Source organism: Marinobacter sp. EN3, from assembly GCF_000475315.1.
GTDB lineage: Bacteria > Pseudomonadota > Gammaproteobacteria > Pseudomonadales > Oleiphilaceae > Marinobacter > Marinobacter nauticus.
In genome coordinates this window covers 157,856-183,510 of the sequence record NZ_AXCC01000096.1, presented here as the reverse complement: position 1 = coordinate 183,510, position 25,655 = coordinate 157,856, and the positions used below count along the sequence as shown (strand labels likewise).

The following is a 25,655-nucleotide window of genomic DNA, read 5'->3' as shown; positions in this document are numbered from 1 at the left end:
TGTGCTAACTCCTAAAAGTCATCAGTCGATGTGAACAGGCCGACCCGAAGGTCTTTGGCGGTGTAGATTTCCCGCCCGTCCACTTCCATACGGGCATCCGCGATGGCCATGGTCAGTTTGCGGCGAATCAACCGCTTGATATCCAGATAGTAGGTGACCTTTTTGTTCTCCGGCAAAACCTGTCCGAAAAACTTCACCTCTCCGGCCCCCAGAGCACGCCCCTTGCCTTCACCGCCACTCCAGGCCAGGAAGAAGCCGACCAGCTGCCACATGGCATCCAGGCCGAGGCAGCCGGGCATTACCGGGTCGCCCTCAAAATGCACTTTGAAAAACCAGAGATCCGGGTTGATATCCAGTTCGGCCACCAGGCTGCCTTTGCCATATTCGCCGTCATCGGCTCCGATGTGGGTAATACGGTCGACCATCAGCATTTCGTCGATGGGTAGGCGCATGGCGCCCGGGAACAGCTGGCCGTGGCCGCAGCGGATCAGGTCTTCTTTGTCAAAGTGATCAGGATACATGTTGCCTGTGTCTCTGTTGCAAAATGATTTCTTCTACTTTAGCGCCTGTTCTGTGAACGGCTATTGACCTTTAGTGGATGATTGCCGCCCAGAAGTTCCCCGGACCCGCAGCCAGAGCCGGTTGATGGTCATCAAGGCTAATTTTTGTCCGGTTTGATACTTTCGTCGAATCTGTGAAGTTCGCCATATTTGGGAGGGCCTATGTCTGCAGATGAGGAATTCATCGATGGACAAATCCGGTTCGAGACGGGCCGGGTATTGGTACACCTGGAACGGTTGCTGGATCATCCTCCAGAGGCTGTCTGGAATATGCTGACCGATTCGGTGCATTTGGCCAACTGGTTGGCTGCCGGGTCTCTGGAGGCTCGTGAAGGTGGCCGGGTTCAGCTGGATTTTGGCAACAGTGGCATGCCCATCGACTGTACCATTACCGCCTGCCGGCCTCACCGGCTGTTGTCCTACTCCTGGAGTTCCGGAGATGCCCCTGAGCGGCCGCTGACCTGGGAAATACTGCGGGAAGGAGTCTGTACCCGGCTTTGCCTGACGCTGTCGTTGCCGGACGATGAGGTGGTGCCTATTGCCTGCGCCGGTTGGGATGCCCATCTGGAAATGCTGATGGCAGCACTGGAGGGCATCAGCATTCACTTTCCGGCAGCCCGGTTCCGTGCGGCCCGATCCCATTTTGAAAAGCTGCTGAAAGAGAAAATGGCGGCCTGAAGTCCTGCCGCCGAAAACAGAAAGGCCGGCTCGGTTACGCCCCGAGCCGGCCTTTTCGTATCTGGCACTGGATCAGCCTTCGCGCCCGTCTGGCCGGGGGCTGGCCAGAATGCCGGTGTAACGCACCAGGAACAGGCCATAGGCCAGCAGCCACAGCAGGGTGCTGGTGCCAATGCCGGGGTGCCAGGGAATCAGGTTCAAGGCAGTCAACACTCGAACAACCGCAGCCAGTTGTATGGCTACAAACGCGAGAACCATGCCCTTTGGCAGCACCAGCGGGCGGCCGGTGTGGCCCAGTGACACGCGAGCAATCACGCCCAGAATCAGGCAGCCGATGGCGCCGGTACCGGCGGCATGGCTCCAGGCATTGGTTGGCCATCCGGCCACCAAAGAGCCTGCCAGCAGAATCAGTGCAACCGGCACCCAGAGAATGGACAGGTGCAGAATCCAGAGCAAGGGATCTTTGCGCACCAGCCAGCCTTTCCAGTTATACAGGCGCACCAGCATCAACGATGCAGCAACCACCGCAATGACGGCGGTGACGGTTTGCCAGCCCGTCACCAGGGATGCCATCAGCAGGATCATGGAGAACAGTGCCGCCATATCCAGTGCCGGAATCATCCTGACTGCCTCGGCATTGCCGCCACGCTGGCGAAGCCATCCGGCTGAGAACGCAGGGGTAATCCGGCCTCCGATGATGCTGATCAGCGCCATGGCCATGATCAGTGCTCCGTAGCTGAACGCCATATTCAGGCAGGTAACAAAGCCGATCTGCATCAGCCAGAGCAGCCCGAGGACAAGCAGAATCATCAGCTGCCGCTTCTGGCGGGCTTTCCACACTCGCCAGCCGGCATCGATCATCACCAGGGGCAGGAACGCCAGATTTACCCCCTGTACCAGCCAGTCCGGCAGGTTGCCGCCAAAGGCCAGCAACAGGCGACCGGCCAGCCAGACGCCCCAGAGACCTGCAAGCAGTGCACCGTGGGTTCGGTTGGTCTGGGTCCAGACGCACACGGCGGTGAGCAGAAAGCCTGCGATGGCGGCAGACAAAAATCCGAACAGCATTTCATGCTGGTGCCAGAACAGGGCGGGCAGGGCCAGTGGCAGTTGAACCACGCCGGTGACTTCCAGGACCCATACCGGGATGGCAACAATGGCCAGTACCGTCATGGACAGGAAAAAAATCCGGAAAGGATAGGAAAAGAGTTGGCTGAGGCTGGCAGACGCCCGTTCAGGGGAAGTCGGTATGGCCTGCATAGATGTCTCCCATATACATGTATTCTGGGTATATGTTAAATCTTCGCGCCTGTATTAACCATACCTGCTTGGGGGTAGTTTGCGTACAATGGCCGCAACCCGTTTGTTAACAAAGGAACTTCCATGACGTCGTACATGATCCTGAAGCACCTGCACATGACCACCGCCTACCTAACCATCACGCTGTTTGCCCTGCGGCTACTGCTTGATGCGGTCGGGCGACCAGGCTGGCGCCAGACGCCGCTACGGTTCATTCCCCACATCAATGACACCATCCTTCTGGTCGCGGCCATTGCGCTGGTGTTTGTGGCCGGTTATGCCTCTGCCATGCCCGGTTGGCTGATCACCAAGATCGTGTTGTTGTTCGGTTACATCATTGCCGGGGTGTTTGCGCTGAAAACCACTGTGGGCAAGCCCGCACGCATTGTGGCGGCGGTACTTGCCCTGGTGCAGGTGACGGCTATTTTCCATCTGGCCATGGCCAAGCCATTCTGAATCAGCGTTTCTCGCTGACCTGCTTCGTCAGTTCCTGCAGCTGTTCCTGTACAGCCCGGAGCTGACGGGCAATCTCATCCCGCTCATCGTGGGCCTTCTGGGCCTGTTTGGCGTTCTGCTCCTCGCTCATTACCTCCAGTATCGCCCCGATCATCATGTTCAGGAACACAAAGGCCGTCAGGAAGATAAAGGTCAGGTAGTACAACCAGCTCATGGGATAGTCTTCCATGGTGGCATACATCACGTCGGTCCAGTCCTCAAAGGTTGCAACCCGGAACAGTGTGAGCATGGCGATGGCGACATCGCCCCAGAGTGTTTCGTCAACGGTGGCGAAGAACATGGAGCCCATGGCAGCGTAGATGTAGAAGATGATGAACATCAGCAGGGCAATGTAGCCCATGCGCGGAATAGCTTTCAGTAACGAGTTGATCAGAAAGCGCAGCTCGGGCACCACTGATACCAGTCGAAGCACCCGGAATACGCGCAGTAACCGGCCCAGCAATACCGCCTCGGAATTGTCCAGAGGGATCAGGCTGCCGATCACCACGATGGTGTCGAACAGGTTCCAGCCATCCATGAGAAAGCGGCGTTTGAGTGGGCAGGCGGCGAACCGGAACAGGATTTCCACCAGAAAGAACAGGGTGATGGCGTTGTCCATCACCGACAGGCTCTGTTCCACCAATGGTGGCAGATCATAGGTTTTGGCGCCGATGGTCAGGGCAGACAGAATGATGATGGCGATAACAACAGTCTGGAACACCTTGCTCGATTCAATGCGCTTGAGCTGGGCAAAGCTGCTGGCGGGATTCATGTCCATGGACATCTCGACGGCTCCGGGAGAATTGAAACGCGGCAATTCTAAAGCTACGGAGCCGGTGGTGGTAGGCCTGTGATCTGAGTTTAATCGACCAGGTGGAGGATTTGCTGCCACTCGGCATCGCTGACCGGCATGACCGAGAGTCGGCTGCCTCTGCGTACCAGAGCCAGTTCACTGAGCTCCGGCATGGCTTTGAGTGAGTCCAGTGGGATCAACGCCGGCAATTTCCGTTCAAACTGCAGGTCGACCGCTTGCCAGCGAGGTTTTTCTGCAGTGCTTTTCGGGTCGTAGTAGGGAGACTCCGGGTTGAACTGGCTTGGGTCCGGGTAGGCGGATTTCACTACGCGAACAATACCGGCAATGCCTATGCGCTTGCAGCTGGAGTGATAGATAAAGACGAGATCTCCCTCCCGCATCTGCGCCAGGAAGTTGCGGGCCTGGTAATTGCGCACACCATCCCAGGGAATAACACCCTCAGGCTGACGGGCAAAATCATCAATGCCGCATTCAGAGGGTTCGGTTTTAACCAGCCATTTTGCCACCAGCGGGACTCCACTCGATCATTGTTGGGCCAGTATACAAAAAAGCCCCGAAGGCGGGGCATAAAGCACGAAACGGTGTCCGGGGCATTTACCCGTGTTGGTCGGAGTTCCGCATGGCGGCATCTGCTGCCGGACGACGGTTCATGGGATAGAACAACTGTGGGGAGGCCAGTTCCGGCAGATCGGTCTGCTCGGTCTGGGCCGCCCATTCCACCCGTTCCGCCTTGCGGATGGCGTAGTGCATCCAGGCCAGGGCTGCCGCCACAATGGCGAACATCAGCATGAAGCAGCTTTGCCAGATGCCGGTTATGTCGTTCAGCACGCCGAAGGTAAGCGGCAGAACGAAACCACCGATGCCCCCGATCATTCCTACCACGCCGCCGACCGCACCCACATGCATCGGGTAGTACACCGGAATGTGTTTGTAGACGGCCGCCTTACCGAGCGACATGAAAAAACCGAGTATAAAGGTGAGCACCACGAACATGGGCAGGCTCATGGCCAGGGTGAAATGGATATCCCCTTCGATGCCATGCACCACATAGCGGGTTGGTGGATAACTGAGCAGGAAGGTACAGACTGCCGAGGCAATAAACGTCCAGTACATCACGCGTCTGGCGCCGTAGCGGTCCGACAGCCAGCCCCCGAGGATGCGGAACAGGGAAGCGGGGATGGTATAGAGCGCGGCGATCATGCCGGCGGCCTTGATGTCCAGACCATAAACGCCGATCAGGTAATGGGGAAGCCAGAGAGCCAGGGCAACAAAGGCGCCGAACACAAAAAAATAGTACAGGGCAAAGCGCCACACCCGAAGGTCCCGGAGCGGCGCCATCTGTTCGGCAAACGATTTCTGTTCGGCGTTTCGGCGTTGTTCGGCCAGCGGGTCGGTTTTTGCCAGTAGCAGGAAGGCGATGCCCATAATGGCCAGCACCGTTGCGTATATCTGCGCGGTTTTCTCCCAGCCGAAGGCCACCAACAGAAACGGGGCGCCGAAGTTGGTCACGGCAGAACCGACATTGCCGGCGCCGAAAATCCCCAGTGCGGTGCCCTGTTTAGCCGGTTCAAACCAGGCTGCGGTATAGGCCACCCCGACTATGAAAGCGCCGCCCGCCAGGCCCACTCCGAGGGCCCCGACCAGCATCATGGCGTAGGTCGTAGCAAAGGTCAGCAGGTAAACACAGGCCGCGGTGGTCAGCATCAGGATGCCGAACACCCAGCGCCCGCCATAACGGTCGGTCCAGATGCCCAGGAATAAACGGCTGATGGAGCCGGTAAGAATCGGCGTGGCCATCAGCAAGCCCAGTTGGGTATCGGACAGCGCCAACTCTTCACTGATGCGAATGCCGATGATGGAAAAGATGGTCCAGACGGCAAAACACAGGGTGAAGGCGAAGGTCGAAAGGCCCAGCGCCCGATATTGCTGAGCTTTTGCGGGCGTGCTCGTCATGGTCTCTCCTGGCCAGATAACTCTCCTCTGAAACCATACCAAAAAGCCGGATTTCTGGGCCGACGCATTAGAGGTACCTCCTGCTGGGTGCAAAGGGGGTAGGTCAATGGTCACTATCCCGGGAAAGGTGATATTCCGGGGCTTTCTCTGGTGGGGTACGCGAGTTCAGGCTTGATCAAGATCAATTATGGCAGCTGGGTGCTATGGGGTAATGCTGACTGATATCAACTCGAATGCCTCCGTCTTGGGGGGTGTGATACCGGGAGAACCCCATGAACATCATGATTGCCTACGACGGTTCCCGAAACGCGAAACTGGCGCTGGCCCAGACCATCACCATGTTTCGGCGGCTGGAGCCAAAAATCACGCTGGTTGCGGTGGCAGAAAACCCACGCGACATCACCTCTGGTAATGAAGACCTGTTTCAGGAAGAAGTGAGCGAGCTGAAACAGCATCTGAAAGATGCGCTGGAAGTGTGCGAAAGCGAGCAGGTGAGTGCTGAAAGCCTGATGCTTGAAGGCGACGCCCGCAAGAGCCTGTTGTTTGCGGCCGAGAAAAAGGTACGGCCAGACATGCTGGTCATCGCACGCCACAGTCATGAGCCCGATGGCGGCTTCATTGCCCGATCACTGACCTATTTCGTGGACGAACTGGATTACATGACGTTTGGCAGCGTCAGCTCCTTCCTGGCTCGCCGGATCCAGTGCCCACTTCTGATTCTGCCCAGCCGTTGATGGCCGGGATTACCTGTTTCCATTGTCTTAGCCCCGGGAGGCTGAAATGAAAGTCGCTGACGTATTCCGCGTCCGCAATCCTGAAATCAGGGCACTACACCTGACCTGGATTGCCTTCTTTATTACATTCTATGTCTGGTTCAACATGGCGCCACTGGCGTCCAGCATGCTCAAAAGCGTGGACTGGTTGACCAAGGACGACCTGCGCCTATTTGCCATCTGTAACGTGGCGCTGACGATTCCTGCCCGCATCATCGTGGGTATGGCGCTGGACCGCTTCGGACCGCGGCGGGTATTTTCGGTGCTGATGGTGGTGATGGCCATACCGGCACTGGTGTTTGCTTTCGGTAACACCATGTCTCAGTTGCTGGTCAGTCGCCTGGTGCTGAGCTCCATCGGTGCCAGCTTTGTGGTTGGTATCCATATGACGGCCATGTGGTTCAAGCCGAAGGACATAGGCTTTGCAGAGGGCTTTTATGCGGGCTGGGGCAACTTTGGTTCTGCGGCGGCGGCCATGTCACTGCCAACCATTGCCATTACCATGTACGGCGGTGAAGACGGCTGGCGTTGGGCCATCGCCCAGAGCGCCATCGTGATGGCGGCATACGGCGTCTACTACTGGTTCGCGATTACCGACGGCCCTGCTGGTACCGTGCATCGTAAACCCCGTAAGGCCGTGGCACTGGAAGTCAGCACCTGGGGTGATATGGTCAAGCTGATCCTGTGGACCATTCCTTTGGTCGGGGTATTGGCTATTCTGGTGTGGCGTATCCAGAACATGGGGTACCTGTCTGCCACCGGGGCTGCTATCTGTTACGCGGTGATCTTCGCCATTGTCTGCTATCAGATTGTTCAGATACTGCGGGTAAACGTACCCATCCTGAAGAAAGGCGTGCCTGAGGACGACAAATACCCGTTCAACAGTGTGGCTGCCCTGAACAGCACCTACTTCGCTAACTTTGGCGCGGAACTCGCCGTGGTCTCCATGCTGCCGATGTTTTTCGAAGAGACCTGGAGCCTGAGCGCAACGGCAGCGGGGCTGATTGCGGCCTCTTTCGCCTTCGTGAACTTGATGGCGCGTCCGATGGGCGGCCTGGTATCTGACCGCATGGGGAACCGCCGCTTCGTGATGCTCAGCTACATGTTCGGTATTGCCGTAGGCTTCGGACTGATGGGCCTGCTGGATTCCAACTGGCCGCTGATCGTGGCTGTGGCAATCACTGTGTTCACATCCTTCTTCGTACAGGGGGCAGAAGGCGCCACCTTTGGCATCATCCCGTCTATCAAGCGCCGGTTAACCGGTCAGATATCCGGTATGGCAGGGGCTTATGGCAACGTCGGTGCGGTGGTCTACCTGACCATCTTCACCTTCGTTACCCCGACCCAGTTCTTCTTCATCATCGCCGCTGGAGCCTTTGTTAGCTGGATACTGTGCATTATGTGGCTGAAGGAACCCGAGAGCGGCTTCTCTGAGGAATACCACGTGTCTTCTGTCGATCTGCAGATCGAAGAAGAGGAGCGCCAACGGTTGGCGGGCCAGACAGCACGGTAAAAACGTTCCCTTTACAACGGGAGCTGTGACAACCCGCCGCGGAGCAATCCCGGCGGGTTTTTTGTATGCTCGGAGGAAAGTGGTCGCAACAGGAGAGAGGTCATGGGGTTCTGGGAACGCTGGTCCGGGCTGATGGGGGCGATGTTGGCGCTGGCCCTGTTACTCGGATTCTGGCAGCTCCTGGGCGAAGGCGAGGATCTGGAAGCCCGTGACAGCAGGGGTAGAACTCCCCTGATTGTGGCGGCGGAAGAGGGCGAGACTGACCGGGTTGCCGAGCTGGTCGAGCGTGGGGCCCGGGTTGACGCAGGGGACGACTGCAAGTGGACGGCCATGATGAGGGCTGCCTCCCGTGGTCATACGGATATTCTTGCCTTCTTGCTGGATCATGGCGCGGATATAAACCATACGGAAAAAACCGGCTATACGGCTCTGATGGGGGCGGTGATTGCCAGCCGTCCGGAGGCTGCACGCCTGCTACTGACCAGAGGTGCCGATCCTGACATCCGGGAATACGAAAACGGGCAGACTGCGCTGATGATGGCTGTGCGCAACCGCAATCCGGAACTGGTTCGGTTGCTGCTCTCTGCCGGGGCAGATCCGGAGCTGGTTAATAAATCGGGCAAGAGCGCCAGGGATCTGGCGCTGGAGGCAAGTGCCGGGGAGGGGGAGCCCATGCAGCAGGTGCTCACTGCTCTGGGTTGTGAGCCCGAAGCCGCGGAGAAACGCTGATCATTGGTCGTTCCCTGCCGCCATAAAAAAGCCGGCCCTTGCGGGGCCGGCAAGCAGAGGTCTAACGCTTGGATTCTTGCTGTTACGGATTCTTGATGTAGGCGTTCTTGCGCAGGTAGAACCACCAGTTAACCACCAGACACACCGCATAGAACACTGCGAACCCGTACATGGCCACTTCTGGCGTGCCGGCCTGGATTTCCTGGCCCATCACCCGAGGAGCGATGAACGCGCCGTAGGCGGCGATTGCTGAGGTCCAGCCAAGTACCGGGCCCTTCTGCTGCTGGTTGAAGATGAAACCAATGCTGCGGAAGGTGGAGCCATTGCCAATTCCGCTGGCGGCGAACATCACAATGAACAGGATCAGGAACAGGGCAAAGTAGCTGTTCGGATCAGTTGAGTTGTAGGCCAGCATCATCACGTAGCCGGTGGCGACCGAAGCGACAACCATCACCACCGAGATGATCTGGGTAACGATGGAACCGCCCATCTTGTCGGAAATCCAGCCTCCGACCGGACGAATCAGAGCGCCGACGAATGGTCCCATCCAGGCCCAGGTCAGAGCGCTGGGTGCATCCGGGTTGACTACACGGGTCATGGCGCCATCCGCTCCGACTTCCATCATGTTGCCGAAGATGACGCTGATGGACAGCGGCAGGGCGGCAGAAAAGCCGATGAAAGAACCGAAAGTCAGGATGTAAAGCACGGTCATGGACCAGGTGTGCTTGTTGCTGAAGATGGCAAACTGGTTCTTTATGTTGGGCTTGATGTCACCTGGGATCAGTCTGAGCAGCGCCACGGTCAGCACGATGGTGATGGGCAGGGCCAGCCACATATTCATGACTGACAGGGCCCAGACGCCGGCAATAGAGGTCAGCAGGCCAACGCCATAGAGACCAAGAATCTTACCGAAGGCAGATATCGGGCTGCCAGGATTGGGAGTCACCACCTTGAGGTTGTTCATGCCGAACCAGCCCGCGAAGGCCAGCGGAATCAGAAACACCAACCAGATGAAGCCTGCATTCTGGATCCAGGTGTCGGTGCCGGCCTCAATGCGCCCAATCAGAGTGCCACTTGGGCTTTGCAGCTGCATGGGGTCGCCGGCAAGGGCGCCGAACACTCCGACGGTCATCACCAGAGGGATCAGAATCTGCATGGTGGTCACGCCGAAGTTGCCCAGGCCGGCGTTCATGCCCAGCCCGTAACCCTGTTTACTCTTGGGATAAAACGCGCTTATGTTGCTCATGGAGCAGGCAAAGTTACCGCCGCCAATACCGGACAGCAGCGCCAGCGCCTGGAACACGATGAACGGTGTGTCTGGATTCATCAGGGCGACACCGGTGCCGAACGCCGGGATCATCAGCAATGCGGTGGTCAGAAAAACGGTATTGCGACCGCCGGCAATCTTGATCATGAACGAGGCCGGAATTCGCAGGGTTGCACCGGACAGGCCGGCAATGGCCGTAAGTGTGAACAGCTGTTCAACGGTGAAAGAAAACCCCAGGTTTTTCATCTGGGTGGTGATCATTCCCCACATCAGCCAGATGGCGAATCCCATCAGCAGGCTGGGGATGGAAATCCACAGGTTGCGGGAGGCGACTTTCTTGCCCTCCCGCTCCCAGAACTCCTCACTTTCGACATCCCAGTGTTCAATGTCGGCGTTGGTTTTTGCCATGGTTAAGCTCCTCGTTTCTTTGACCCGGAGCCACCGGAATCAGTGGCTGTCACGGCGTTGGAGTCATTTTGCAAACGAGGCGGGTATTTCAATCCTGATAAATATCAAGGAAGGTTGTCGGTAAGGTGATCTCGCAATTCGGCTCTTTTTCTGAAAGGCTTGGTCGCTTTTAAAAACCTTTTAAAACATAAAGTTATGTTGGTGGTATGCCGTAGGTAGTAGCTGCTTTTCGAGTTGGCGCAGTAGAGGTAGCCAATCATTTCCGGTGGCTATGGCGGGCCGTGCCGGGTTTTTGCGCAAGCGGATATAGGGCCATGACCTGACCGGCGACGCCTGCAAAGGTCAGAGCCCAGCAGCCGGAAGAGAGCCATAGAAGTTCAGGTTGGGAGTAGGGCATGGCCCCCGCCAGGTAGCGGCTTATGGTGGCGGCTGCCACCAGTATCGCGATGGCGGTAACCTGCCATGCTGGCGGAAATGTCCGGCGTGCCCGCTGCCAGGCCAGTCGAAGCATCACGCTCCCCGAGAGTGTCCCCAGCGCTCCGACAACAATCAGGTGCAGCGCGGGAAGAACCGGCCGTTCGGTCAGCAGGTGAGTGCCTGCGAACGCCGAGCCGATGGCCAGCCACAGATAGCCAAGGGCCAGCACCAGCAGGTCGGGCCGGTTACTGCAGTGCCAGAGCTTCCAGCGGACAATCCGGGTAACGACAAGTGCGCTGGCGGCGAGAAGAAGAGCGCCGGCCAGTTGTTCCGTGGCACTGAACAGCATCAATGCCATGGCGATTGGCAGGACGACCAGCAGCGCTCCTTCTATGTGGGGTTGTACCCGAGCTTCCAGGGGGATGCCCCGCTTTTCCAGCGTGCCGGCCACGGCCGGCGCAATAATCCTTCCGCCCATAAAAGTCATCAGTAATAGCAGGCCCAGGATGGTGGTTTGTAGCAGTCGGCGGGTGTCCGGCAACGGCAGGCCGGTTTCTGTCAGAAAGTAGATCAAAGCCATCAGGCAGAGCACGAGAATCAGCGGGCCGGCAATTTTGTTGCGCCATTTCTTGGCCGCCTGAAACCGTGGCACCACATACCATGCCAGCAGCAGTGCAAAAGCCGGGCTGAGTGACTGTGCGAAGAGTGTTTCGGGTGCCAGCAGCCAGGCAAGCCGGGCCGCTAACCAGAGCCCAAAGAGCAGAACGAGGGCGCGCCGGGGTTGCGGCCCGAGTGTGTAACCGGCGATCAATGCCAGTGCGAAACCAAAAATCAGCTCATGGCCATGGCCAGCACCAATCAGCCCCGGGGGCCACCCATAGCCGGATAGCGCTGCGTAGATGGACAATGGAACCACCGTAGCGGCCCAGAGTGAGGCCGCCGGGAAAAACAGCCAAAAGCTGTGCATATTGGGTTGTGTTGAGCGTGCCACAATGTCATCCGGAGTAATGAGTCGACTGAGTCGGAGTGTCAACGTTGGATGGGTTGTGGTCAATGCTTTGCGAACGGTGCGTGACGGCCACGCATTCAGACGGAATGAGGAAGAACCCCGTAATAGATAGCGCTGAAATGGCAGGCACTACCGCCAATGACGAACAGGTGCCACACCGCGTGCATGTAAGGGATGCGATCGGCCAGGTAAAAGGCTACACCGGCGGTATAGACAATGCCGCCAGCGATGGTCAGTTGCAGAGCCGTCTCACTGAGGTTGGCCACCAGGTCGGATGACGCGAAGGTGATCAGCCAGCCCATCGCGATGTAGATGCCTACCCGTGCCAGCTTGAAACGGTTTTTGAAAATCACCTTGAATACCACGCCGGTCAGGGCCAGGGACCAGATGACGGCAAACAGGGTCCAGCCGGTGGTGCCGCGCATGTTGACCAGCAGAAAGGGTGTGTAGGTACCGGCAATCAGCAGGAAAATGGCGCAGTGATCGAGAGTCTTGAAGGCCGTTTTCAGGCGCGGATGGCGGGCGCCGTGGTAGAGCGCGGACGCCATGTACAACAGAATCAGTGAGGCACCGAATATGCTGAAACTGACAATCTTCCAGACATCCCCCAGTTGGCTGGCGCCTGCGATCAGGGCGACCGCCCCTACCACACTCAGCAGGGCTCCAATACCGTGGGTGGCGCTGTTAATCCACTCTTCTATCCTGTGATGAACGGAATCTGGCTGGCTGTGCGTCATGGTTTGGATAATTGCCTTATGGGGAAATTGCGATTCAACGAAAGTATAGGGTATTTCAGCGTACAAGTGTACGCAAATCGTGGCCCATGAACATTCTGTGACTTCGTTCAGAAAAACTGAAAGACCTGCCGGAAATCTTCCGTTTTTGTCTTGCGGTCAGAGCCGTTAGGCTTTGAATTATTGAACGCACACACAGGAGATTGTTGCGATGGCGAAAGTTCTTGTTCTTTATTACTCCATGTACGGTCACATTGAGACCATGGCCAATACCGTGGCCGAAGGCGCTCGCGGTGTTGACGGGGCCGATGTCGTTGTTAAGCGTGTTCCGGAGACCATGGCCGATGAAGCCTTTCTGAATGCCGGTGGCAAGGCCGATCAGGGCGCCCCGGTGGCAGACCCGAAAGAACTGGCGGACTACGACGCTATTATCTTTGGTACCCCGACCCGCTTCGGCAACATGGCGGGCCAGATGCGTACATTCCTGGATCAGACCGGCGGCCTCTGGGCTGAGGGCAAGCTGCATGGCAAGGTCGGCAGTGTCTTCACTTCTACCGGCACCGGCGGTGGTCAGGAACAGACGATTACCTCGTTCTGGACCACTCTTGCTCATCACGGCATGGTGTTGGTGCCGCTGGGTTACGGCATACCGGAGTTTTTCGATATTTCAGAAGTGAATGGCGGTACGCCCTATGGCGCCTCGACCATTGCGGGCGGTGACGGCAGCCGGCAGCCAAGCGAAAAAGAGCTGGCCATTGCCCGTTTCCAGGGCAAGCACGTGGCTGAGCTGGCGATCAAGCTGCACGGATAATTGCACCAGGGAGCTAACTCAGGTTTTGGCGGCGGACGAAGTTCCGCCGCTTTTTTATGGGGTTTTATTCTGATTGGCAAAGGCGGTTTTCAGGCGGGAGAAAGTGGCTGGCACTACACCCAGCCAGGAGGCAAGCTGGTTGTCTGGCACCCGCTTGATCAGCTCCGGATACTCATCCAGCAGCAACTGATAGCGTTCCCGGGCCGACATGGTGTGTTTGCGGTATTCCCGCATGCTGGTCAGTTCTGCGATTTCCTCTGTCAGTACCAGGGCAAACTTGTGCCACTGGCCATCGCCGTAGCTTTGAATGGCCGAACGGAACGCCGCAAAATCAGCTACCCACAGGGTGGCAGGCAGAACACTGGTCAGGCATAAGGTATTGCGAACCGTGCGGCTGCGACCAAAGACCGGCCAGATCAGGTCACCCTCTGAAAAGAAATGATGGACGGCGACCTTGCCGGCCGGGGATTCCCGGAACAATCGGAGGATGCCGTACTGAACCAGATAGACATTTCCCCAGGGACGGTCGTGTTTCTCCAGCGGAGTTTCCGGGTCTACCCGTTGTTGCTGAAACAGGCTGGCAAGGTGGCTGAGAAACCGGGCCTCCGGGTTGTCCTGGTTTTCATTCAGGCAGATACCGAAGGCGTGGCTCAGGCCATTCAGGAGTGCCACTTCGGCAGGTGCGACACTGTAATGAATCAGATCATCACTGTCGCTACCCAGCAGGCATGGTGCGGAGGCCACGGGCGGCCTGAAACTGCTGTTCATATCTTGACCCCGGCTGCATTAGCTTAGGTCAATTATCCTACCATGAAAGCTACATTCGAAATGACTTAAACCATTAAGCCTATGTTACTCAGTCGATAAGGGTCAGTGGCTGGTGCCTTCCTCGTAGTTGATCTTGTTCCAGACGTTGTACTTGCCGGACGGCTTGTTCATCGGAATGCGTTTTTCCTCTTCCAGGGTGTCTGCGTCATAGACGATGATGGCGCCTTCGTTATCCCAGATGCTCAGCAGCAGTTTCTCACCATGGCGGTCGAATTCCACGTGCGCGGCCACTTTTCCCGGCTCCGGCTGAAGAGTTTTGACGATCTCCAGGGTCTGCTTGTCGATAATGTGCACCTTGTCAGCGTTGGGGCCGAAGAACACATCTGCCCAGGCGTAACGGGAATTTTCGTGACTGCGCATGAAGAACCCGGGACCTTCGGTTTTCAGAGTCTTGATCACTTCCCAGGTGTCCATGTCGATAATGGAGATGGCGCCGGCCCGGAAGTGCGGGGTGGCCATCACCCGGCGGCCTTCGTATTCCCAGGTGATGCCGGAACCCAGGTGAGGCATGCCGGGCAGGGGCAGTTCGGCGGTGGTATTGCCGGTGTCCAGGTCAATCACCACGCCGTGCTTGCCGTCGCGGGCGGCGCCGATCAGGTGCTGGTAGCCCGGGTCGAAGAAGAAGTCGTCCAGCAGGGTGTCGGTGGTCATCCAGCGCACCTTTGCCTCGCGGTTTTCTACGGTGATTTCCCAGGCTTCGGGAATGTCTTTCAGTGCAGCGATAAAGCTGCTTCTGGGTGGTGCGGCGTAGACGGCGCTTACTCGAGAGCTGTCGCCGGCATCGTTTTCAACGGGGATAAAATCCAGCATCTCCAGATTGGCGGCGTCGAACAACACCATGGAGTGGGGCAGGTAGTTTGCTGCCAGCACATAGTTGCCGTCAGCGGAAACTGCGATGTTGCGCATGTTGATGCCGGCGCGAACTTCGGCCATCACTTTCAGGTTGTAGATATCGTATTTGGTAATCCAGCCATCCCGGGAGCCGAAGTACACATAACGACCGTCCGGGCTGTACTTCGGCCCGCCGTGCAGGGCAAAGCGGCTGGGAAACCGGTGAATGGGCTCCATCTTGTCGCCATCGAGCAAGGTGACATGGTGATCACCAATCTCCACCACCAGGAACAGATTCATCAGGTCCGCCTCAAACACTGGCTCATCCGGCAGTGAGCCCTGGGGGTGGCTGACTTCCCGGCTGCTGCGGATTTCCGCCTCGCCCCATTTCAGCTCATGGCTCGGGGGCTGATAGATGAAGTCGGTCAGCGCCGCGATCTGCTGGTCGTTGAGGATGGTTTTATAGCCAGCCATCTGAGTGGCCGGTCGTCCCTCCCGGATGACCTGCTCGGCCTCGGCTTTTTTCAGCCGGCCGAGGTTCTCCGGCAGCAGCGCAGGGCCCATGCCGCCCAGCCTGTCCGGGCCGTGGCAGGCTGCGCATTGCTGCAGGTAGAGAGTCTCTGTGCTGTGGTTGTTAGCCTGTTCGGCCAGGGCCGGGCCTGTTATCAGGGCACCGGCAATCAGCAGGATTTTCTTCAGGTTTGCTCGGGCTTGGTTCAGGTTCACCAGCTACAGCTCCCGGTTGGTCAGATAGCGTTTTGCGTTCAGGCGGGCCGTTGGCCGGCTGTGACGGCAGGCTCGGTCAGGGCGCTGTTCCATCCTGCCTGGGCCGGGCGGGCCAGCTTGTCCGCCAGTTGCACCACCTCGCCCACAATAATCAGGGTGGGTGGCTGGAAGTCTTCCCGATCAATGGTGTCTACCAGATCTTTCAGGGTGGTGACCGTCATGTGTTGCAGTGGCGTGGTGCCGCGTTCCACCAGAGCCACCGGGCAGTTTTCAGACAGGCCATGGGCCGTCAGTTCACGCACAATGGTCGGTGCATTGTGCAGGCCCATGTAGAACACCCGGGTTTGTCCCGGCGCGGCCAGTACCGGCCAGTTCAGTTCCAGAGTCTGGTCGGCCTTGCGGTGACCGGTGACGAACGTCACGCTCTGGGAATAGTCACGGTGGGTCAGTGGAATGCCGCAGTATGAGGCACAACCCGCCGCAGAGGTAATGCCGGGTACCACCTGGAAATCGATGTCGTTATCCACCAGAAACTCGGCTTCTTCACCACCGCGGCCGAAAATGTACGGGTCGCCTCCTTTCAGGCGCACTACCCGCCGCTGTTTCATGGCCAGTTGTACCAGCAGTTCGTTGGTTTCTTCCTGGGGCAGGTAGTGGCATCCGCTGGCCTTGCCCACATGAATCCGTTCGGCACGGGGGTTCACCAGTTCCATGATCTGCGGGGAAACCAGACGGTCATAAACGATGGCATCGGCCTGTTGAATCAGCATCAGAGCGCGCAGCGTGAGTAACCCGGGGTCGCCCGGACCGGCGCCGACGATGGCAACTTCGCCCGGGCGTAACGGTTGCTCCGCAAGCTGGAACTCCACCAGGCATTTCTTTCGCGGGTTTGTGGTCATGGCGTCGTTCCTTAAAGATTGTGAACCGGGATTTCGATCACCGGAGCGGCGACCCGTCGGGGCGTGGTATCAACCACTCCGATTTCCTCGTTGGTGAGATAGCAGCCCGGATCTTCCTCCCAGAAGTCGCCAGACACGTTGTAAGCCCGTACCCGGGTGTTGCCGTTACAGATGTTCAGATACTTGCAGTCCGCGCAGCGCCCTTTCACCGGGCGCGGATGCTGGCGGAAGCCCTGCATCAGCGGGTCGGTGGTTTCCGACCAGATCTTTGAGAACGGGGTTTCCCGCACGTTGCCCAGGTTGTGATCCCACCAGAAGGTGTCCGGGTGCACCACGCCGAGGTTGTCGATATTGGAGATATTCACTCCAGAGGAGTTGCCGCCCCAGTTGGTCAGCCGCTGGGTGAGGGCATCTACCTGGTCCGGGTAGTGTTCCTTGGCCCACTCGATCAGGAAGGGGCCGTCGGCGTCGTTGTTACCCGTGACGTACTCCCGCTCGATACCGCGCCTGAGTTCGTCGTGGCAGTGGTTGAACAGCAGGTTCATGGCGTCGCGGGTCATGTCGTACCAGGCATCCCGCTTCTTGTTGCGACCACCGCGGCCGGAGTAATTCAGGTGCGACAGGTAGAACTTGTCGATCTGGTGCTCGTCCAGCATCTCCAGCATGGCCGGCAGTTCCGGGTAGTTATCCTGGGTCAGGGTGAAGCGCAGGCCCACCTTGATGCCGGCTTGCTTGCACAGGGCTACGGCGTGCATGGACTCTTTGAAGGCGCCTTTTTTCCGGCGGAATTCGTCGTGGGTGGCTTCCAGGCCGTCGATACTGATGCCCACGTAGTCGTAGCCCACGTCGGCGATTTTGCCGATGTTGTCTTCGGTAATCAGGGTGCCATTGGTGGACAGGCCCACATAGAAGCCCATGGCTTTGGCCCGATGGGAAATATCAAAGATGTCCGGGCGCATCAGCGGTTCGCCGCCGGAGAGGATGAGTACCGGCACGCCGAAGGCTTTGAGGTCGTCCATTACCTTGTAGACTTCCTGGGTGGTGAGTTCGCCTTTGAAGTCGATGTCCGCTGAAATCGAATAGCAGTGTTTGCAGGTGAGGTTGCAACGGCGAATCAGGTTCCAGATCACCACCGGGCCGCTGGGTTTGGGGACCGGGCGTACCGGTGCCGGATTCATCAGGCTTTTGATGTAGCGGGTCATGCGAAACATAGTTTTTCTCTCTCATCGGGAGTGGCTTTCTTGCCTCTCCGGGCGGGCCTTTACCGGCTCTCTGCCCTTCTAACTATCCCCCTGCGGGCGCTGGGTATCCATACCTTTGATGGAGTACTTCAGGGGGTACGTGCTACTGCTTATCTGTTTGTTTTTTCAATCGTAATCCGGTTTTTTTCAGGATTGCGGAGCTGTACAGGATGGTGTGTCCGGTGCAGGCATCGCCGAGTACCTCGCGGATCTGTGCTGCCTTGTGCTCCACCTCGTCCCGGCTGACCCCGTGAACCATGGCAAACAGGTTGTAGCTCCAGTAGGGCAAGTGCCGGGGGCGCCGGTAGCAGTGGCTGACAAAGGGCAGGCAGCCGATTTTCTCGCCCAGTTCGGCAATCGCATCGTCGCTTACATCCCAAACGGTCATGCCGTTGAAGCGAAACCCCAGACGGTAATGGTCGGGTACCGCCGCTACCCGGCGGATAACACCGGTAGCCTGCATCCTCTGAAAACGTGTCAGCACTTCATCGGCGGGCATATCCAGTTGTTTGCCCAATTCGGCCCAGGGGTCGGAAACCAGGGGCAGTCCGGACTGAGTGGCGATAATGAGTTCGCGGTCCCGCGCACTCAGCACAGAGTCAGACTTCGAAGTGAAGGTGGACATGGAACTCCTGCTCCTTGGGCATGTTGTAAACCGGGTAGCCAGTGAGAGACTCAATGCGCTGGATGGTTTCGATAATGCCTTCCGGGGTTTCTGTGGCCAGAACAAACCACATGTTCAGTTCATGCTCGCGGCGGTAGTTGTGGGCCACCTCGGGAAAGCTGTTCACCTGCTCGGTCACCCTGCTGAAATCCGCTTCCGGAATCCGCATGGCTGCGAGCGTCAGGCCGCCGCCCATTTCCCCGGCATGGAACATGGGCCCAAAGCGGGTCAGCGTGCCGTTGTCCAGCAAGGCCTTCAGGTGCTGCAACAGCGTGACTTCTGATACGCCCAGTTCATCGGCCACGTCTTTGTAGGGTGCTGGCGTGAGCGGCAGGCCGTACTGCAGGCGATTGATGATGGCGCGTTCCAGGGGCGTGAATTCGGGTAGCGTCGGCTTGTCGTCCGATGACTTTGAGCGCTCAGCAATTGCTGACATAACGGCCTCCGCGCTGCAGGTAGGCTTTATTGCTGAACAGGATGGCATGGTCCACATCGCTCAGCTCATGTTGCTCAATCAGGCCTGCAAGCTGATTCAGAACCCGTTCGCGACTGACACCATGGATCATGCAGAACAGGTTGTAGGGCCAGTCTGGCAGGCGTCTTGGGCGCTGATAACAGAGGGTGACACAGGCTGCGGCTGCCATGGCCTCGCCCAGTGTTGAAACCCGGTCGTCCGGCACGTTCCAGACCACCATAGCGTTGGCGCGATAGCCCAGGGTGCGGTGCTTGACCACCAGCCCCAGGCGTTTGATCAGCCCCTGCTGTTGCCACTGACTGACCGCGTTCATAACCTGTTGTTCGGACAGCCCGGTGCGTTCGGCCAGGGTCTGATAGGGGCGAGGTGTCAGGGGCAGGCCGTTTTCCAGTTGCTCGCGCAACCTCAGCAGGCCCCAGGCACTCATGGATTCGGTGTCAAACAGATAGCTGTAGTTCGGGCCGGTGGCTGGCAGGTTCATGGTAATGCCTCCCAGTCGATGTCAAAGCCCAGGTCGATATGGTAACCCTCGACCATTGGCAGTCTCAGCATCGGCAGCTTCAACTGGTGTTCCAGCTCGTCCAGCCGTTCCTCCAGAGTGTCTTCATCCGGAGCGGTCATCACGAACCAGAGGTTGTAGGTGTGCTCCCGGGCGTAGTTATGATTCACGCCCGGGGCACGGTTGATCCGGGCCGCCACCAGATCCATTTGTTCTTCTGGCGCGGCCACGGCAGCCAGCAGGCTGGCGCCCGCCTGACTGTGTTCAAACACCGGGCCGACCCGGCTGAGCACCTGCTGTTCCTGCAGGGCAGACAATCTCTGGATAACCTCTTCCTCGGTCAGGCCCAGTGCCCGGGCCATTTCCTCGTAGGGGCGTTCGCAGACCGGCAGGTTACGCTGGTAACTGTCGATCAGTTGTCTGTCTGCCGCATCCAGTCTCATCAGGTTGCTCCTCCGGGCCGGGGCCGGGATCAGTACACGTCGTGCTGGGTGTTGTAAGTGTTGAACTTACCGGTCGGGGTAACCAGATAGTCACCCTTGATCACCTTCTTCAGCTTGCGTGTCTTGTCGTCAACCACAACGATGGCGGATTTCTTGTCCTGGGCATTCCAGACAGAGAACCACACTTCATCGCCCGCCTTGTTGTATTCCGGCTGCACCACGCGCTTGGGACCCTCGCCCAGATCAGCCCAGTCGGCAATTGGCAGCACCTCATAGCCGGCATCAAAATTGTTGATGTCGAAGACGGCGACGCTCTGGCTGACGGCTTCCGCTGGGTTCAGGGCCGTGTCAACGTAAAGGTTGGTAGACTCCGGATGGGTCTTCACGAACAGTGAGCCACCACCCTGGCCGTCCACGGTGCGAACCACCTTCCAGGCTTTGTCCGGGTGGCCTTCCGGGTCGGTACCGATCATCTGGATGGTCTGATCACCCAGGTGAGAAGTCGCCCAGACAGGACCATGCTCGGGGTCAACGAAGTTGGCGCCACGACCGGGGTGCGGAATTTTGCCAACATCAACAATCGCCTCCAGGTTACGATCCTGAGCATCCACAACCGCAATCTTGTTGGAGTTGTTGGCCGCTGTCAGGAAGTAACGCATGCTGGCATCCCAGCCGCCATCGTGCAGGAATTTTGCTGCATCAATGGAGGTGATGTTCATGTTCTCCATGTCTTCGTAGTTCACCAGCATGATTTTGCCGGTTTCCTTCACGTTGACGATGAATTCCGGATGGGCGTGGGACGCGACAATGGCAGCTACCCGTGGCTCAGGATGGTATTCCTGGTCGCCTACGGTCATGCCCCGGGTGCTCACAATCTTCTTGGGCTCCAGGGTGTCGCCGTCCATGATCACGAACTGTGGTGGCCAGTAGGTGCCGGCAATGGCGAGCTTGTCTTCCCAGCCCTTGTACTTGGAGGTTTCGACAGAGCGTGCTTCCATACCGACCTTGATCTTGGCGACGGTTTTAGGCTCTTCCATCCACAGGTCGATCATGTTGATCAGGGCGTCACGACCGATAACCATCACGTAGCGGCCGGAGGCAGACATCCGGGAGATGTGTACCGCGTAGCCGGTATCGATGATCTTCACGACCTCCTTGGAATCACCGTCGATCAGGGCGATCTGGCCGGCATCACGCAGGGTGACACTGAACAGGTTTTCCAGGTCCAGGTCGTTCATTTGCTTGGTCGGCCGGTCTTCCGGCGGAACGATCACTTCCCAGGTGTCCTTCATATCAGCCAGGCTGAATTCGGGAGGCATGGGAGGCTCGTGCATGATGTACTTGGCCATCAGTTCCACGGTTTCTTCATCGAAGTCACCGGAGGTCAGCCAGTTCGGCATACCGGCCGGGGAGCCGTAACTGATAAACGCCTTGAGGTAGTCGATACCGCGCTCCTGGGTGATGTCCGGAGTCAGCGGTTTACCAGTGGCGCCTTTACGCAGTACGCCGTGACAGCCGGCGCAGCGCTGGAAGTAGATCTGCTTCGCTTTCTCGAATTCTGCATCGGTCAGATCCGGCGCACCGGGGGAGCGAACAATTTTGGCAGATTCCGCATCTACTGCACTGGGGGTGCCTTCATAGGCCATGGTGGACTTGTCAGGGTCTTTCGGGGCTGCCTGTGCGTTCATTACGCCCAACGACGTAATGGCCACGGCCATTGCCAGCGGCTTGATCATCAGTTTGGTTACTCTCATCAGGTTCTCTCCTTGGGGTTCAAGAGTACTCCTAGGTTTCTCTTGTTATGGCTTATGAACCTTGATTAATGTCAGAAAGATGCTGGTTTTCAAGAGAGTACCTCGCAGGTGGTAGATGGCGTATGCCTAAAGATCACTGGATACCTGCCAAAAATTTAATCAATATCAAGGCCATGAAATTGTTGGGATTGCAGCATGGCTGTGATCCTTCAGGAGAGCGCTGATGAAACGGTCCGCACTGGGCGTTTGCTGGCAAGTGGGTGTATTGGCTACCGCCCTGATGCTGTCGGCAGGCGCTGTTGCCGGGGCACCGGAAACCGAGGATGAGTTGGCCAATTTTGTCATTCAGGATTGTGGCTCCTGTCATGGTCTGAAACTGAAAGGCGGCCTTGGCCCGCCCTTACGGCCTGAGGATATCGAAGCCCTGCCAGAGACAGCCGTTGCGGCCATCATCCGGGAGGGCGTTCCCGGTACGGCCATGCCGCCCTGGAAAGCCCTGCTGACCGACCGGGAAATTGCCTGGATCAGCCGGCAGCTGAAATCCGGCGCCTTGATTGCCCCCGAAGCCGATTCTTCCCGAAGCCGATAACCGAAGGACCCACGATGAAACGTCTGTTTGCACCGATTGCACTGATCATCGCCGCCACCGTAACCACCGGCTGCCAATCCCTGTCGGCACCTCCGACTGTTGAGCTTCGCGGCACAGGTGACCTCGGTTTGATCATCGAACGGGCCACAGGCTCGGTATTGGTGGTTGACCACTCCGAACACGAAATCCTGGGCCGGGTAGAAGGGCTGGGCGATTTGTCTCACGCCTCAGTGGTGTACTCGCGGGATGCCCGATACGGTTATGTCTTTGGTCGTGATGGCGGGCTCACCAAAGTCGACCTGCTCACCCGCACGGTGACTGACCGGGTGATCCAGTCCGGTAACAGCATCGGCGGGGCTATTTCGCAGGACGGCCGTTACGTGGCGGTATCCAATTACGAGCCCGGCGGCGTGAACATTTTCGACAGTGAGACCCTGGATACCGTGGCGGAAATTCCGGCGTTTTACACCAACGCCCAGGGCGAGCAGGATCAGTCCAAGACGGTGGGCCTGGTGGATGCCCCGGGCAACCAGTTTGTGTTCAGCCTGTTCGAGGCCGGTGAAATCTGGACCGTGGATATGCACAGTAATCCGCCCGGCGTATCCCGCCATGAGGCCGGCAAAGAACCCTACGACGCCCTTATCACTCCCGATGGCCGCTTCTACATTGCCGGCCTGTTCGGGGAAGACGGCTTGTCGATGGTGGATCTGTGGGAGCCGGCACAGGGCGCACAGACCATTCTGCCGGATTACGGCAAGGGTGAGCAGCGCCTGCCTGTGTACAAGATGCCGCATCTGGAAGGCTGGGCCATCGCCGACGGTTATGCCTTTGTACCGGCCGTCGGTCGCCACGAAGTACTGGTGGCGGAGATGGAAGACTGGCGCATGGTGCAACGCATTCCGGTGCAGGGCCAGCCGGTGTTTGTGATGGCCAGTCCGGACAACCGCCAGATCTGGGTCAGCTTTGCCCACCCGAAGAACGATGTGGTGCAGGTGATTGATTCCCGCACCCGGGAAATCATTCGCACCCTGGAGCCGGGCAAGTCCGTGCTGCACATGGAATTCACCCCGCGTGGTGAGGAAGTATGGGTCTCTTCCCGGGACAGTGATCGGGTGACCGTCTATAACACCCGTACTCTTGAAGAGGTGGCTACCCTGCCGGCGCGGAAGCCATCCGGAATCTTCTTTACTAACCGGGCGCATCAGCTGGGTCTTTGAGATGAAACCAGCGATCGGCACCTGGCTGTTTCTGATGCTGGCCAGTAACGCAGGCGCGGCTCAGGAGTACGGTTCCGTGCGGGTTGAGGTGATGACGGAGGCGCGCTCAACCACGGTCGCCAGTTATCGGTTGCAGCGATATCTCGAGGCCCGGGACTGTGAGGCCGAGTTGCTGTTCAATCGGGCCGGCGACAGTGACCTGGTTTACCGTCCCGATGGTTCTGATAACCGGCGTGTGCTGGACGCCGTCAATGCCTTTGGCAACTACCCCGTTCCGGTCTGGGTAACCCGTAAAACGGCTGGGGTGCGGTCGCTGGAAGAACTGGACGGCCGGGATGTGTCTGTGGTCGCTGGAAGCGATCCGGTATCCGGTCGTCTGGCTTTGCGAGCTTTGGCCTCTGTGGGTGTAACCCCGAAACCGGGCCAGCGATACGAAGCGGGGGATTTCAACTCAGCCCTGGGTTTGTTGCTGCACAACAACACCCATGCGTCGGTCTCTGAACTTGGGCTGGTCACGCCGTTTCTGGAATCCCAGGGCTTGGCCATCACCTGGCAGGGCGAGCCGGTCCGTGGTGCTGGCTGGTATACCAACGCTAAAACAGACAGCGCGAATCCTGAATTGCAGCCGTGTCTGAAGGCATTGCTGCAGCTGAAGCGCAGCGACGATCGCCAGATATTCAATCTTTTTCCGGAATGGGTGCACGGCTTTGCCACGCCCGATTCCCAGCCATAAAAGGAAGCTGTTTATGACCTTCTACCAACCCGCCGGCAATGAAGTCGAACTGTTCACCGCCGCCGCCGAAAACGGTCTGCCGGTACTGATCAAAGGCCCCACCGGTTGTGGTAAAACCCGCTTCGTCCGTTACATGGCGGAGAAGCTTGGTCGACCGGTCTATACCGTGGCCTGCCACGATGACCTTACCGCCTCTGATCTGGTTGGCCGGCACCTGATCGGTCCGGACGGCACCTATTGGCAGGATGGCCCGCTGACCCGGGCGGTACGGGAAGGCGGAATCTGCTACCTTGATGAAGTAGTGGAAGCACGGAAAGACACCACCGTGGTGCTGCACCCGCTGGCGGACGACCGCCGGGAACTGCCCATCGAACGCACCGGCGAACTGCTGAAAGCCGCACCGGGCTTCATGCTGGTGGTGTCCTACAACCCGGGTTACCAGAGCCTGCTGAAAGGCATGAAGCCGAGTACCCGGCAGCGGTTTGTCTCCATGAGCTTCGATTACCCGACGCCGGATGTGGAGCAGACCATCGTTCAGGAAGAATCCGGCTGCGATGCCGACCTTGCGAAGCAGCTGGTGGGGCTGGCAACCTCGCTGCGCAAGCTCAAAGATCACGATCTGGAGGAAGCAGCCTCAACTCGGTTGCTGATCCACACCGCATACCTGATCGCATCCGGTATGCCCCACATCGAAGCCTGCCGGGCCGGAATGATTGAGCCGCTATCGGATGACGCGGTCACTGTTAACGCACTGATGGAGGTGGTGTATGCCGTATTCGGGCAGTCCGAAGACTGAACCGCCCGGGGCGATTGCCCCGGTTATCTGGTATTTGCTGAACCTGCTGGCGTTGCCGATTATCGGCTTCGTTGTGTTACTGACGATTGCCATGAAATCCGGTGATGCCCACGCGTTGCGGCGGGCTCATAGCAAGGCGGCGGTTTATATGTCGATTCTGGGGGCGGTGCTGATCAGTTCGGGGGTTGCTGTTTGCTGGCTCATCTACGGCAACACCGGATTGTTCTGGACTTACGCGATCGTCTGGGCAGTGGTGCTGCACACATCGTTTGTGCTGTGGGGCATGATTTCCCTGGCTCAAGCCATAGGAAACAAGCCGCCGACATTCCCGAAGAAGTTGCTTTAACCACTAGAGTTAGGGCGCCGTGGCGGGGGTAGGCCTTCCAAAAATGTGCGGAGCCATGGATGGCGGAGCAGAAGCGCCACATGGGTGAGACAAGTGAATTAGAAGCGAAGCTTCGCACGCAGACGAACGACAGCAATCTATGATTGCTGGCTGGACC

General features: G+C 58.2%; 28 protein-coding genes. 11 read left to right on the top strand and 17 right to left on the bottom strand.

Annotated elements, in window-relative coordinates; genetic code table 11:
* Positions 1–11: 11 nt before the first annotated feature.
* Positions 12–521, bottom strand: coding sequence for a bifunctional 3-hydroxydecanoyl-ACP dehydratase/trans-2-decenoyl-ACP isomerase (fabA, locus tag Q675_RS37415; RefSeq protein WP_011786589.1), 510 nt, complete (start codon positions 519–521; stop codon positions 12–14).
* 201 nt (positions 522–722) lie between these two features.
* On the opposite strand from fabA, the gene Q675_RS37410 reads away from it, so the two are divergent.
* Complete coding sequence (locus Q675_RS37410) at positions 723–1,238, top strand: SRPBCC family protein (protein WP_011786588.1); 516 nt, start codon at positions 723–725, stop codon at positions 1,236–1,238.
* Between the two features lie 72 nt (positions 1,239–1,310).
* Here the strand turns inward: Q675_RS37410 and Q675_RS37405 are convergent, their stop codons facing one another.
* Complete coding sequence (locus Q675_RS37405; RefSeq protein ID WP_023012290.1) at positions 1,311–2,495, bottom strand: NnrS family protein; 1,185 nt, start codon at positions 2,493–2,495, stop codon at positions 1,311–1,313.
* A gap of 123 nt (positions 2,496–2,618) precedes the next feature.
* On the opposite strand from Q675_RS37405, the gene Q675_RS37400 reads away from it, so the two are divergent.
* Complete coding sequence (locus tag Q675_RS37400) at positions 2,619–2,990, top strand: SirB2 family protein (protein ID WP_014422505.1); 372 nt, start codon at positions 2,619–2,621, stop codon at positions 2,988–2,990.
* Position 2,991: 1 nt separating this feature from the next.
* On the opposite strand, the gene Q675_RS37395 is transcribed toward Q675_RS37400, so the two are convergent.
* The 3 genes from Q675_RS37395 to Q675_RS37385 form a co-directional block, all read right to left on the bottom strand.
* The gene (locus Q675_RS37395; RefSeq protein WP_022990811.1) at positions 2,992–3,813 is read right to left on the bottom strand and encodes an ion transporter; all 822 of its coding nucleotides are present in this window, start codon (positions 3,811–3,813) and stop codon (positions 2,992–2,994) included.
* A 77-nt stretch (positions 3,814–3,890) separates the two neighbouring features.
* Positions 3,891–4,349, bottom strand: coding sequence for an EVE domain-containing protein (locus tag Q675_RS37390; protein ID WP_022990812.1), 459 nt, complete (start codon positions 4,347–4,349; stop codon positions 3,891–3,893).
* An 88-nt stretch (positions 4,350–4,437) separates the two neighbouring features.
* Positions 4,438–5,796, bottom strand: coding sequence for an MFS transporter (locus Q675_RS37385; RefSeq protein ID WP_022990813.1), 1,359 nt, complete (start codon positions 5,794–5,796; stop codon positions 4,438–4,440).
* A gap of 272 nt (positions 5,797–6,068) precedes the next feature.
* Here Q675_RS37385 and Q675_RS37380 point away from each other — a divergent pair, with 272 nt between their 5' ends.
* From Q675_RS37380 to Q675_RS37370, 3 genes are all read left to right on the top strand, one after another.
* Positions 6,069–6,530: a universal stress protein gene (locus Q675_RS37380; protein ID WP_023008615.1), complete on the top strand. Its 462-nt coding sequence runs from the start codon at positions 6,069–6,071 to the stop codon at positions 6,528–6,530.
* Between the two features lie 46 nt (positions 6,531–6,576).
* The gene (locus Q675_RS37375) at positions 6,577–8,082 is read left to right on the top strand and encodes an MFS transporter (protein WP_011786581.1); all 1,506 of its coding nucleotides are present in this window, start codon (positions 6,577–6,579) and stop codon (positions 8,080–8,082) included.
* A gap of 102 nt (positions 8,083–8,184) precedes the next feature.
* Positions 8,185–8,811, top strand: a complete 627-nt coding sequence (locus tag Q675_RS37370) for an ankyrin repeat domain-containing protein (protein ID WP_011786580.1) — start codon at positions 8,185–8,187, stop codon at positions 8,809–8,811.
* A gap of 82 nt (positions 8,812–8,893) precedes the next feature.
* On the opposite strand, the gene Q675_RS37365 is transcribed toward Q675_RS37370, so the two are convergent.
* From Q675_RS37365 to trhA, 3 genes are all read right to left on the bottom strand, one after another.
* Positions 8,894–10,486: an antiporter gene (locus Q675_RS37365; RefSeq protein WP_011786579.1), complete on the bottom strand. Its 1,593-nt coding sequence runs from the start codon at positions 10,484–10,486 to the stop codon at positions 8,894–8,896.
* 256 nt (positions 10,487–10,742) lie between these two features.
* Positions 10,743–11,894, bottom strand: coding sequence for an NnrS family protein (locus tag Q675_RS37360; protein ID WP_227499618.1), 1,152 nt, complete (start codon positions 11,892–11,894; stop codon positions 10,743–10,745).
* Positions 11,895–11,989: 95 nt separating this feature from the next.
* Entirely contained in the window at positions 11,990–12,649 is a 660-nt protein-coding gene (gene trhA, locus Q675_RS37355; RefSeq protein ID WP_011786577.1) for a PAQR family membrane homeostasis protein TrhA, read from the bottom strand.
* 208 nt (positions 12,650–12,857) lie between these two features.
* Here trhA and wrbA point away from each other — a divergent pair, with 208 nt between their 5' ends.
* Positions 12,858–13,457, top strand: a complete 600-nt coding sequence (wrbA, locus tag Q675_RS37350; protein ID WP_011786576.1) for an NAD(P)H:quinone oxidoreductase — start codon at positions 12,858–12,860, stop codon at positions 13,455–13,457.
* A 54-nt stretch (positions 13,458–13,511) separates the two neighbouring features.
* Here wrbA and Q675_RS37345 read toward each other — a convergent pair whose 3' ends face one another.
* From Q675_RS37345 to Q675_RS37305, 9 genes are all read right to left on the bottom strand, one after another.
* Entirely contained in the window at positions 13,512–14,225 is a 714-nt protein-coding gene (locus tag Q675_RS37345) for a Crp/Fnr family transcriptional regulator (protein WP_011786575.1), read from the bottom strand.
* A 102-nt stretch (positions 14,226–14,327) separates the two neighbouring features.
* Positions 14,328–15,842 (bottom strand): cytochrome D1 domain-containing protein, encoded by a 1,515-nt coding sequence (locus Q675_RS37340; RefSeq protein ID WP_023012289.1) that lies wholly within the window; start codon positions 15,840–15,842, stop codon positions 14,328–14,330.
* A gap of 38 nt (positions 15,843–15,880) precedes the next feature.
* Positions 15,881–16,741, bottom strand: a complete 861-nt coding sequence (gene cobA, locus Q675_RS37335; protein WP_023012288.1) for a uroporphyrinogen-III C-methyltransferase — start codon at positions 16,739–16,741, stop codon at positions 15,881–15,883.
* A gap of 11 nt (positions 16,742–16,752) precedes the next feature.
* Entirely contained in the window at positions 16,753–17,952 is a 1,200-nt protein-coding gene (gene nirJ / locus Q675_RS37330) for a heme d1 biosynthesis radical SAM protein NirJ (protein ID WP_023012287.1), read from the bottom strand.
* Between the two features lie 133 nt (positions 17,953–18,085).
* Entirely contained in the window at positions 18,086–18,607 is a 522-nt protein-coding gene (locus Q675_RS37325; RefSeq protein WP_023012286.1) for an Lrp/AsnC family transcriptional regulator, read from the bottom strand.
* Positions 18,582–19,082, bottom strand: a complete 501-nt coding sequence (locus tag Q675_RS37320) for an Lrp/AsnC family transcriptional regulator (RefSeq protein WP_023012285.1) — start codon at positions 19,080–19,082, stop codon at positions 18,582–18,584. Before Q675_RS37320 ends, Q675_RS37325 begins: the two co-directional genes overlap by 26 nt.
* Positions 19,066–19,602: an Lrp/AsnC family transcriptional regulator gene (locus Q675_RS37315; RefSeq protein ID WP_023012284.1), complete on the bottom strand. Its 537-nt coding sequence runs from the start codon at positions 19,600–19,602 to the stop codon at positions 19,066–19,068. Before Q675_RS37315 ends, Q675_RS37320 begins: the two co-directional genes overlap by 17 nt.
* The gene (locus Q675_RS37310; protein ID WP_023012283.1) at positions 19,599–20,063 is read right to left on the bottom strand and encodes an AsnC family transcriptional regulator; all 465 of its coding nucleotides are present in this window, start codon (positions 20,061–20,063) and stop codon (positions 19,599–19,601) included. Before Q675_RS37310 ends, Q675_RS37315 begins: the two co-directional genes overlap by 4 nt.
* 29 nt (positions 20,064–20,092) lie before the next feature.
* On the bottom strand, positions 20,093–21,817 hold the full coding sequence (locus Q675_RS37305; protein WP_023012282.1) for a nitrite reductase: 1,725 nt from the start codon (positions 21,815–21,817) through the stop codon (positions 20,093–20,095).
* 223 nt (positions 21,818–22,040) lie between these two features.
* Between Q675_RS37305 and Q675_RS37300 the strand changes: the two genes are divergently transcribed.
* From Q675_RS37300 to Q675_RS37280, 5 genes are read left to right on the top strand one after another with little or no spacing between them, the layout of a single operon-like run.
* Positions 22,041–22,406, top strand: a complete 366-nt coding sequence (locus tag Q675_RS37300; RefSeq protein WP_022990823.1) for a c-type cytochrome — start codon at positions 22,041–22,043, stop codon at positions 22,404–22,406.
* A 14-nt stretch (positions 22,407–22,420) separates the two neighbouring features.
* The gene (locus tag Q675_RS37295; RefSeq protein WP_022990824.1) at positions 22,421–23,623 is read left to right on the top strand and encodes a cytochrome D1 domain-containing protein; all 1,203 of its coding nucleotides are present in this window, start codon (positions 22,421–22,423) and stop codon (positions 23,621–23,623) included.
* Position 23,624: 1 nt separating this feature from the next.
* Positions 23,625–24,356, top strand: coding sequence for a hypothetical protein (locus Q675_RS37290; protein WP_022990825.1), 732 nt, complete (start codon positions 23,625–23,627; stop codon positions 24,354–24,356).
* A gap of 13 nt (positions 24,357–24,369) precedes the next feature.
* Positions 24,370–25,152, top strand: coding sequence for a CbbQ/NirQ/NorQ/GpvN family protein (locus tag Q675_RS37285; protein ID WP_022990826.1), 783 nt, complete (start codon positions 24,370–24,372; stop codon positions 25,150–25,152).
* A complete protein-coding gene (locus Q675_RS37280) occupies positions 25,124–25,498 on the top strand; it encodes a hypothetical protein (RefSeq protein WP_023012281.1) in 375 nt (124 codons plus the stop codon). The genes Q675_RS37285 and Q675_RS37280 overlap by 29 nt, the downstream gene beginning before the upstream one ends.
* Positions 25,499–25,655 lie beyond the last annotated feature (157 nt).

Bases quoted from the DNA above. Each gene is read 5' to 3' on its own strand.
- Q675_RS37385 (WP_022990813.1), bottom strand. From the start codon at position 5,796: ATGACGAGCACGCCCGCAAAAGCTCAGCAATATCGGGCGCTGGGCCTT.
- Q675_RS37280 (WP_023012281.1), top strand. From the start codon at position 25,124: ATGCCGTATTCGGGCAGTCCGAAGACTGAACCGCCCGGGGCGATTGCC.
- Q675_RS37285 (WP_022990826.1), top strand. From the start codon at position 24,370: ATGACCTTCTACCAACCCGCCGGCAATGAAGTCGAACTGTTCACCGCC.
- Q675_RS37295 (WP_022990824.1), top strand. From the start codon at position 22,421: ATGAAACGTCTGTTTGCACCGATTGCACTGATCATCGCCGCCACCGTA.
- Q675_RS37325 (WP_023012286.1), bottom strand. From the start codon at position 18,607: ATGTCCACCTTCACTTCGAAGTCTGACTCTGTGCTGAGTGCGCGGGAC.
- cobA (WP_023012288.1), bottom strand. From the start codon at position 16,741: ATGACCACAAACCCGCGAAAGAAATGCCTGGTGGAGTTCCAGCTTGCG.
- Q675_RS37410 (WP_011786588.1), top strand. From the start codon at position 723: ATGTCTGCAGATGAGGAATTCATCGATGGACAAATCCGGTTCGAGACG.
- wrbA (WP_011786576.1), top strand. From the start codon at position 12,858: ATGGCGAAAGTTCTTGTTCTTTATTACTCCATGTACGGTCACATTGAG.
- Q675_RS37345 (WP_011786575.1), bottom strand. From the start codon at position 14,225: ATGAACAGCAGTTTCAGGCCGCCCGTGGCCTCCGCACCATGCCTGCTG.
- trhA (WP_011786577.1), bottom strand. From the start codon at position 12,649: ATGACGCACAGCCAGCCAGATTCCGTTCATCACAGGATAGAAGAGTGG.
- Q675_RS37310 (WP_023012283.1), bottom strand. From the start codon at position 20,063: ATGAGACTGGATGCGGCAGACAGACAACTGATCGACAGTTACCAGCGT.
- Q675_RS37365 (WP_011786579.1), bottom strand. From the start codon at position 10,486: ATGGCAAAAACCAACGCCGACATTGAACACTGGGATGTCGAAAGTGAG.
- nirJ (WP_023012287.1), bottom strand. From the start codon at position 17,952: ATGTTTCGCATGACCCGCTACATCAAAAGCCTGATGAATCCGGCACCG.
- Q675_RS37400 (WP_014422505.1), top strand. From the start codon at position 2,619: ATGACGTCGTACATGATCCTGAAGCACCTGCACATGACCACCGCCTAC.
- Q675_RS37395 (WP_022990811.1), bottom strand. From the start codon at position 3,813: ATGTCCATGGACATGAATCCCGCCAGCAGCTTTGCCCAGCTCAAGCGC.
- Q675_RS37380 (WP_023008615.1), top strand. From the start codon at position 6,069: ATGAACATCATGATTGCCTACGACGGTTCCCGAAACGCGAAACTGGCG.
- Q675_RS37405 (WP_023012290.1), bottom strand. From the start codon at position 2,495: ATGCAGGCCATACCGACTTCCCCTGAACGGGCGTCTGCCAGCCTCAGC.
- Q675_RS37370 (WP_011786580.1), top strand. From the start codon at position 8,185: ATGGGGTTCTGGGAACGCTGGTCCGGGCTGATGGGGGCGATGTTGGCG.
- Q675_RS37305 (WP_023012282.1), bottom strand. From the start codon at position 21,817: ATGAGAGTAACCAAACTGATGATCAAGCCGCTGGCAATGGCCGTGGCC.
- Q675_RS37300 (WP_022990823.1), top strand. From the start codon at position 22,041: ATGAAACGGTCCGCACTGGGCGTTTGCTGGCAAGTGGGTGTATTGGCT.
- fabA (WP_011786589.1), bottom strand. From the start codon at position 521: ATGTATCCTGATCACTTTGACAAAGAAGACCTGATCCGCTGCGGCCAC.
- Q675_RS37315 (WP_023012284.1), bottom strand. From the start codon at position 19,602: ATGAACCTGCCAGCCACCGGCCCGAACTACAGCTATCTGTTTGACACC.
- Q675_RS37290 (WP_022990825.1), top strand. From the start codon at position 23,625: ATGAAACCAGCGATCGGCACCTGGCTGTTTCTGATGCTGGCCAGTAAC.
- Q675_RS37375 (WP_011786581.1), top strand. From the start codon at position 6,577: ATGAAAGTCGCTGACGTATTCCGCGTCCGCAATCCTGAAATCAGGGCA.
- Q675_RS37320 (WP_023012285.1), bottom strand. From the start codon at position 19,082: ATGTCAGCAATTGCTGAGCGCTCAAAGTCATCGGACGACAAGCCGACG.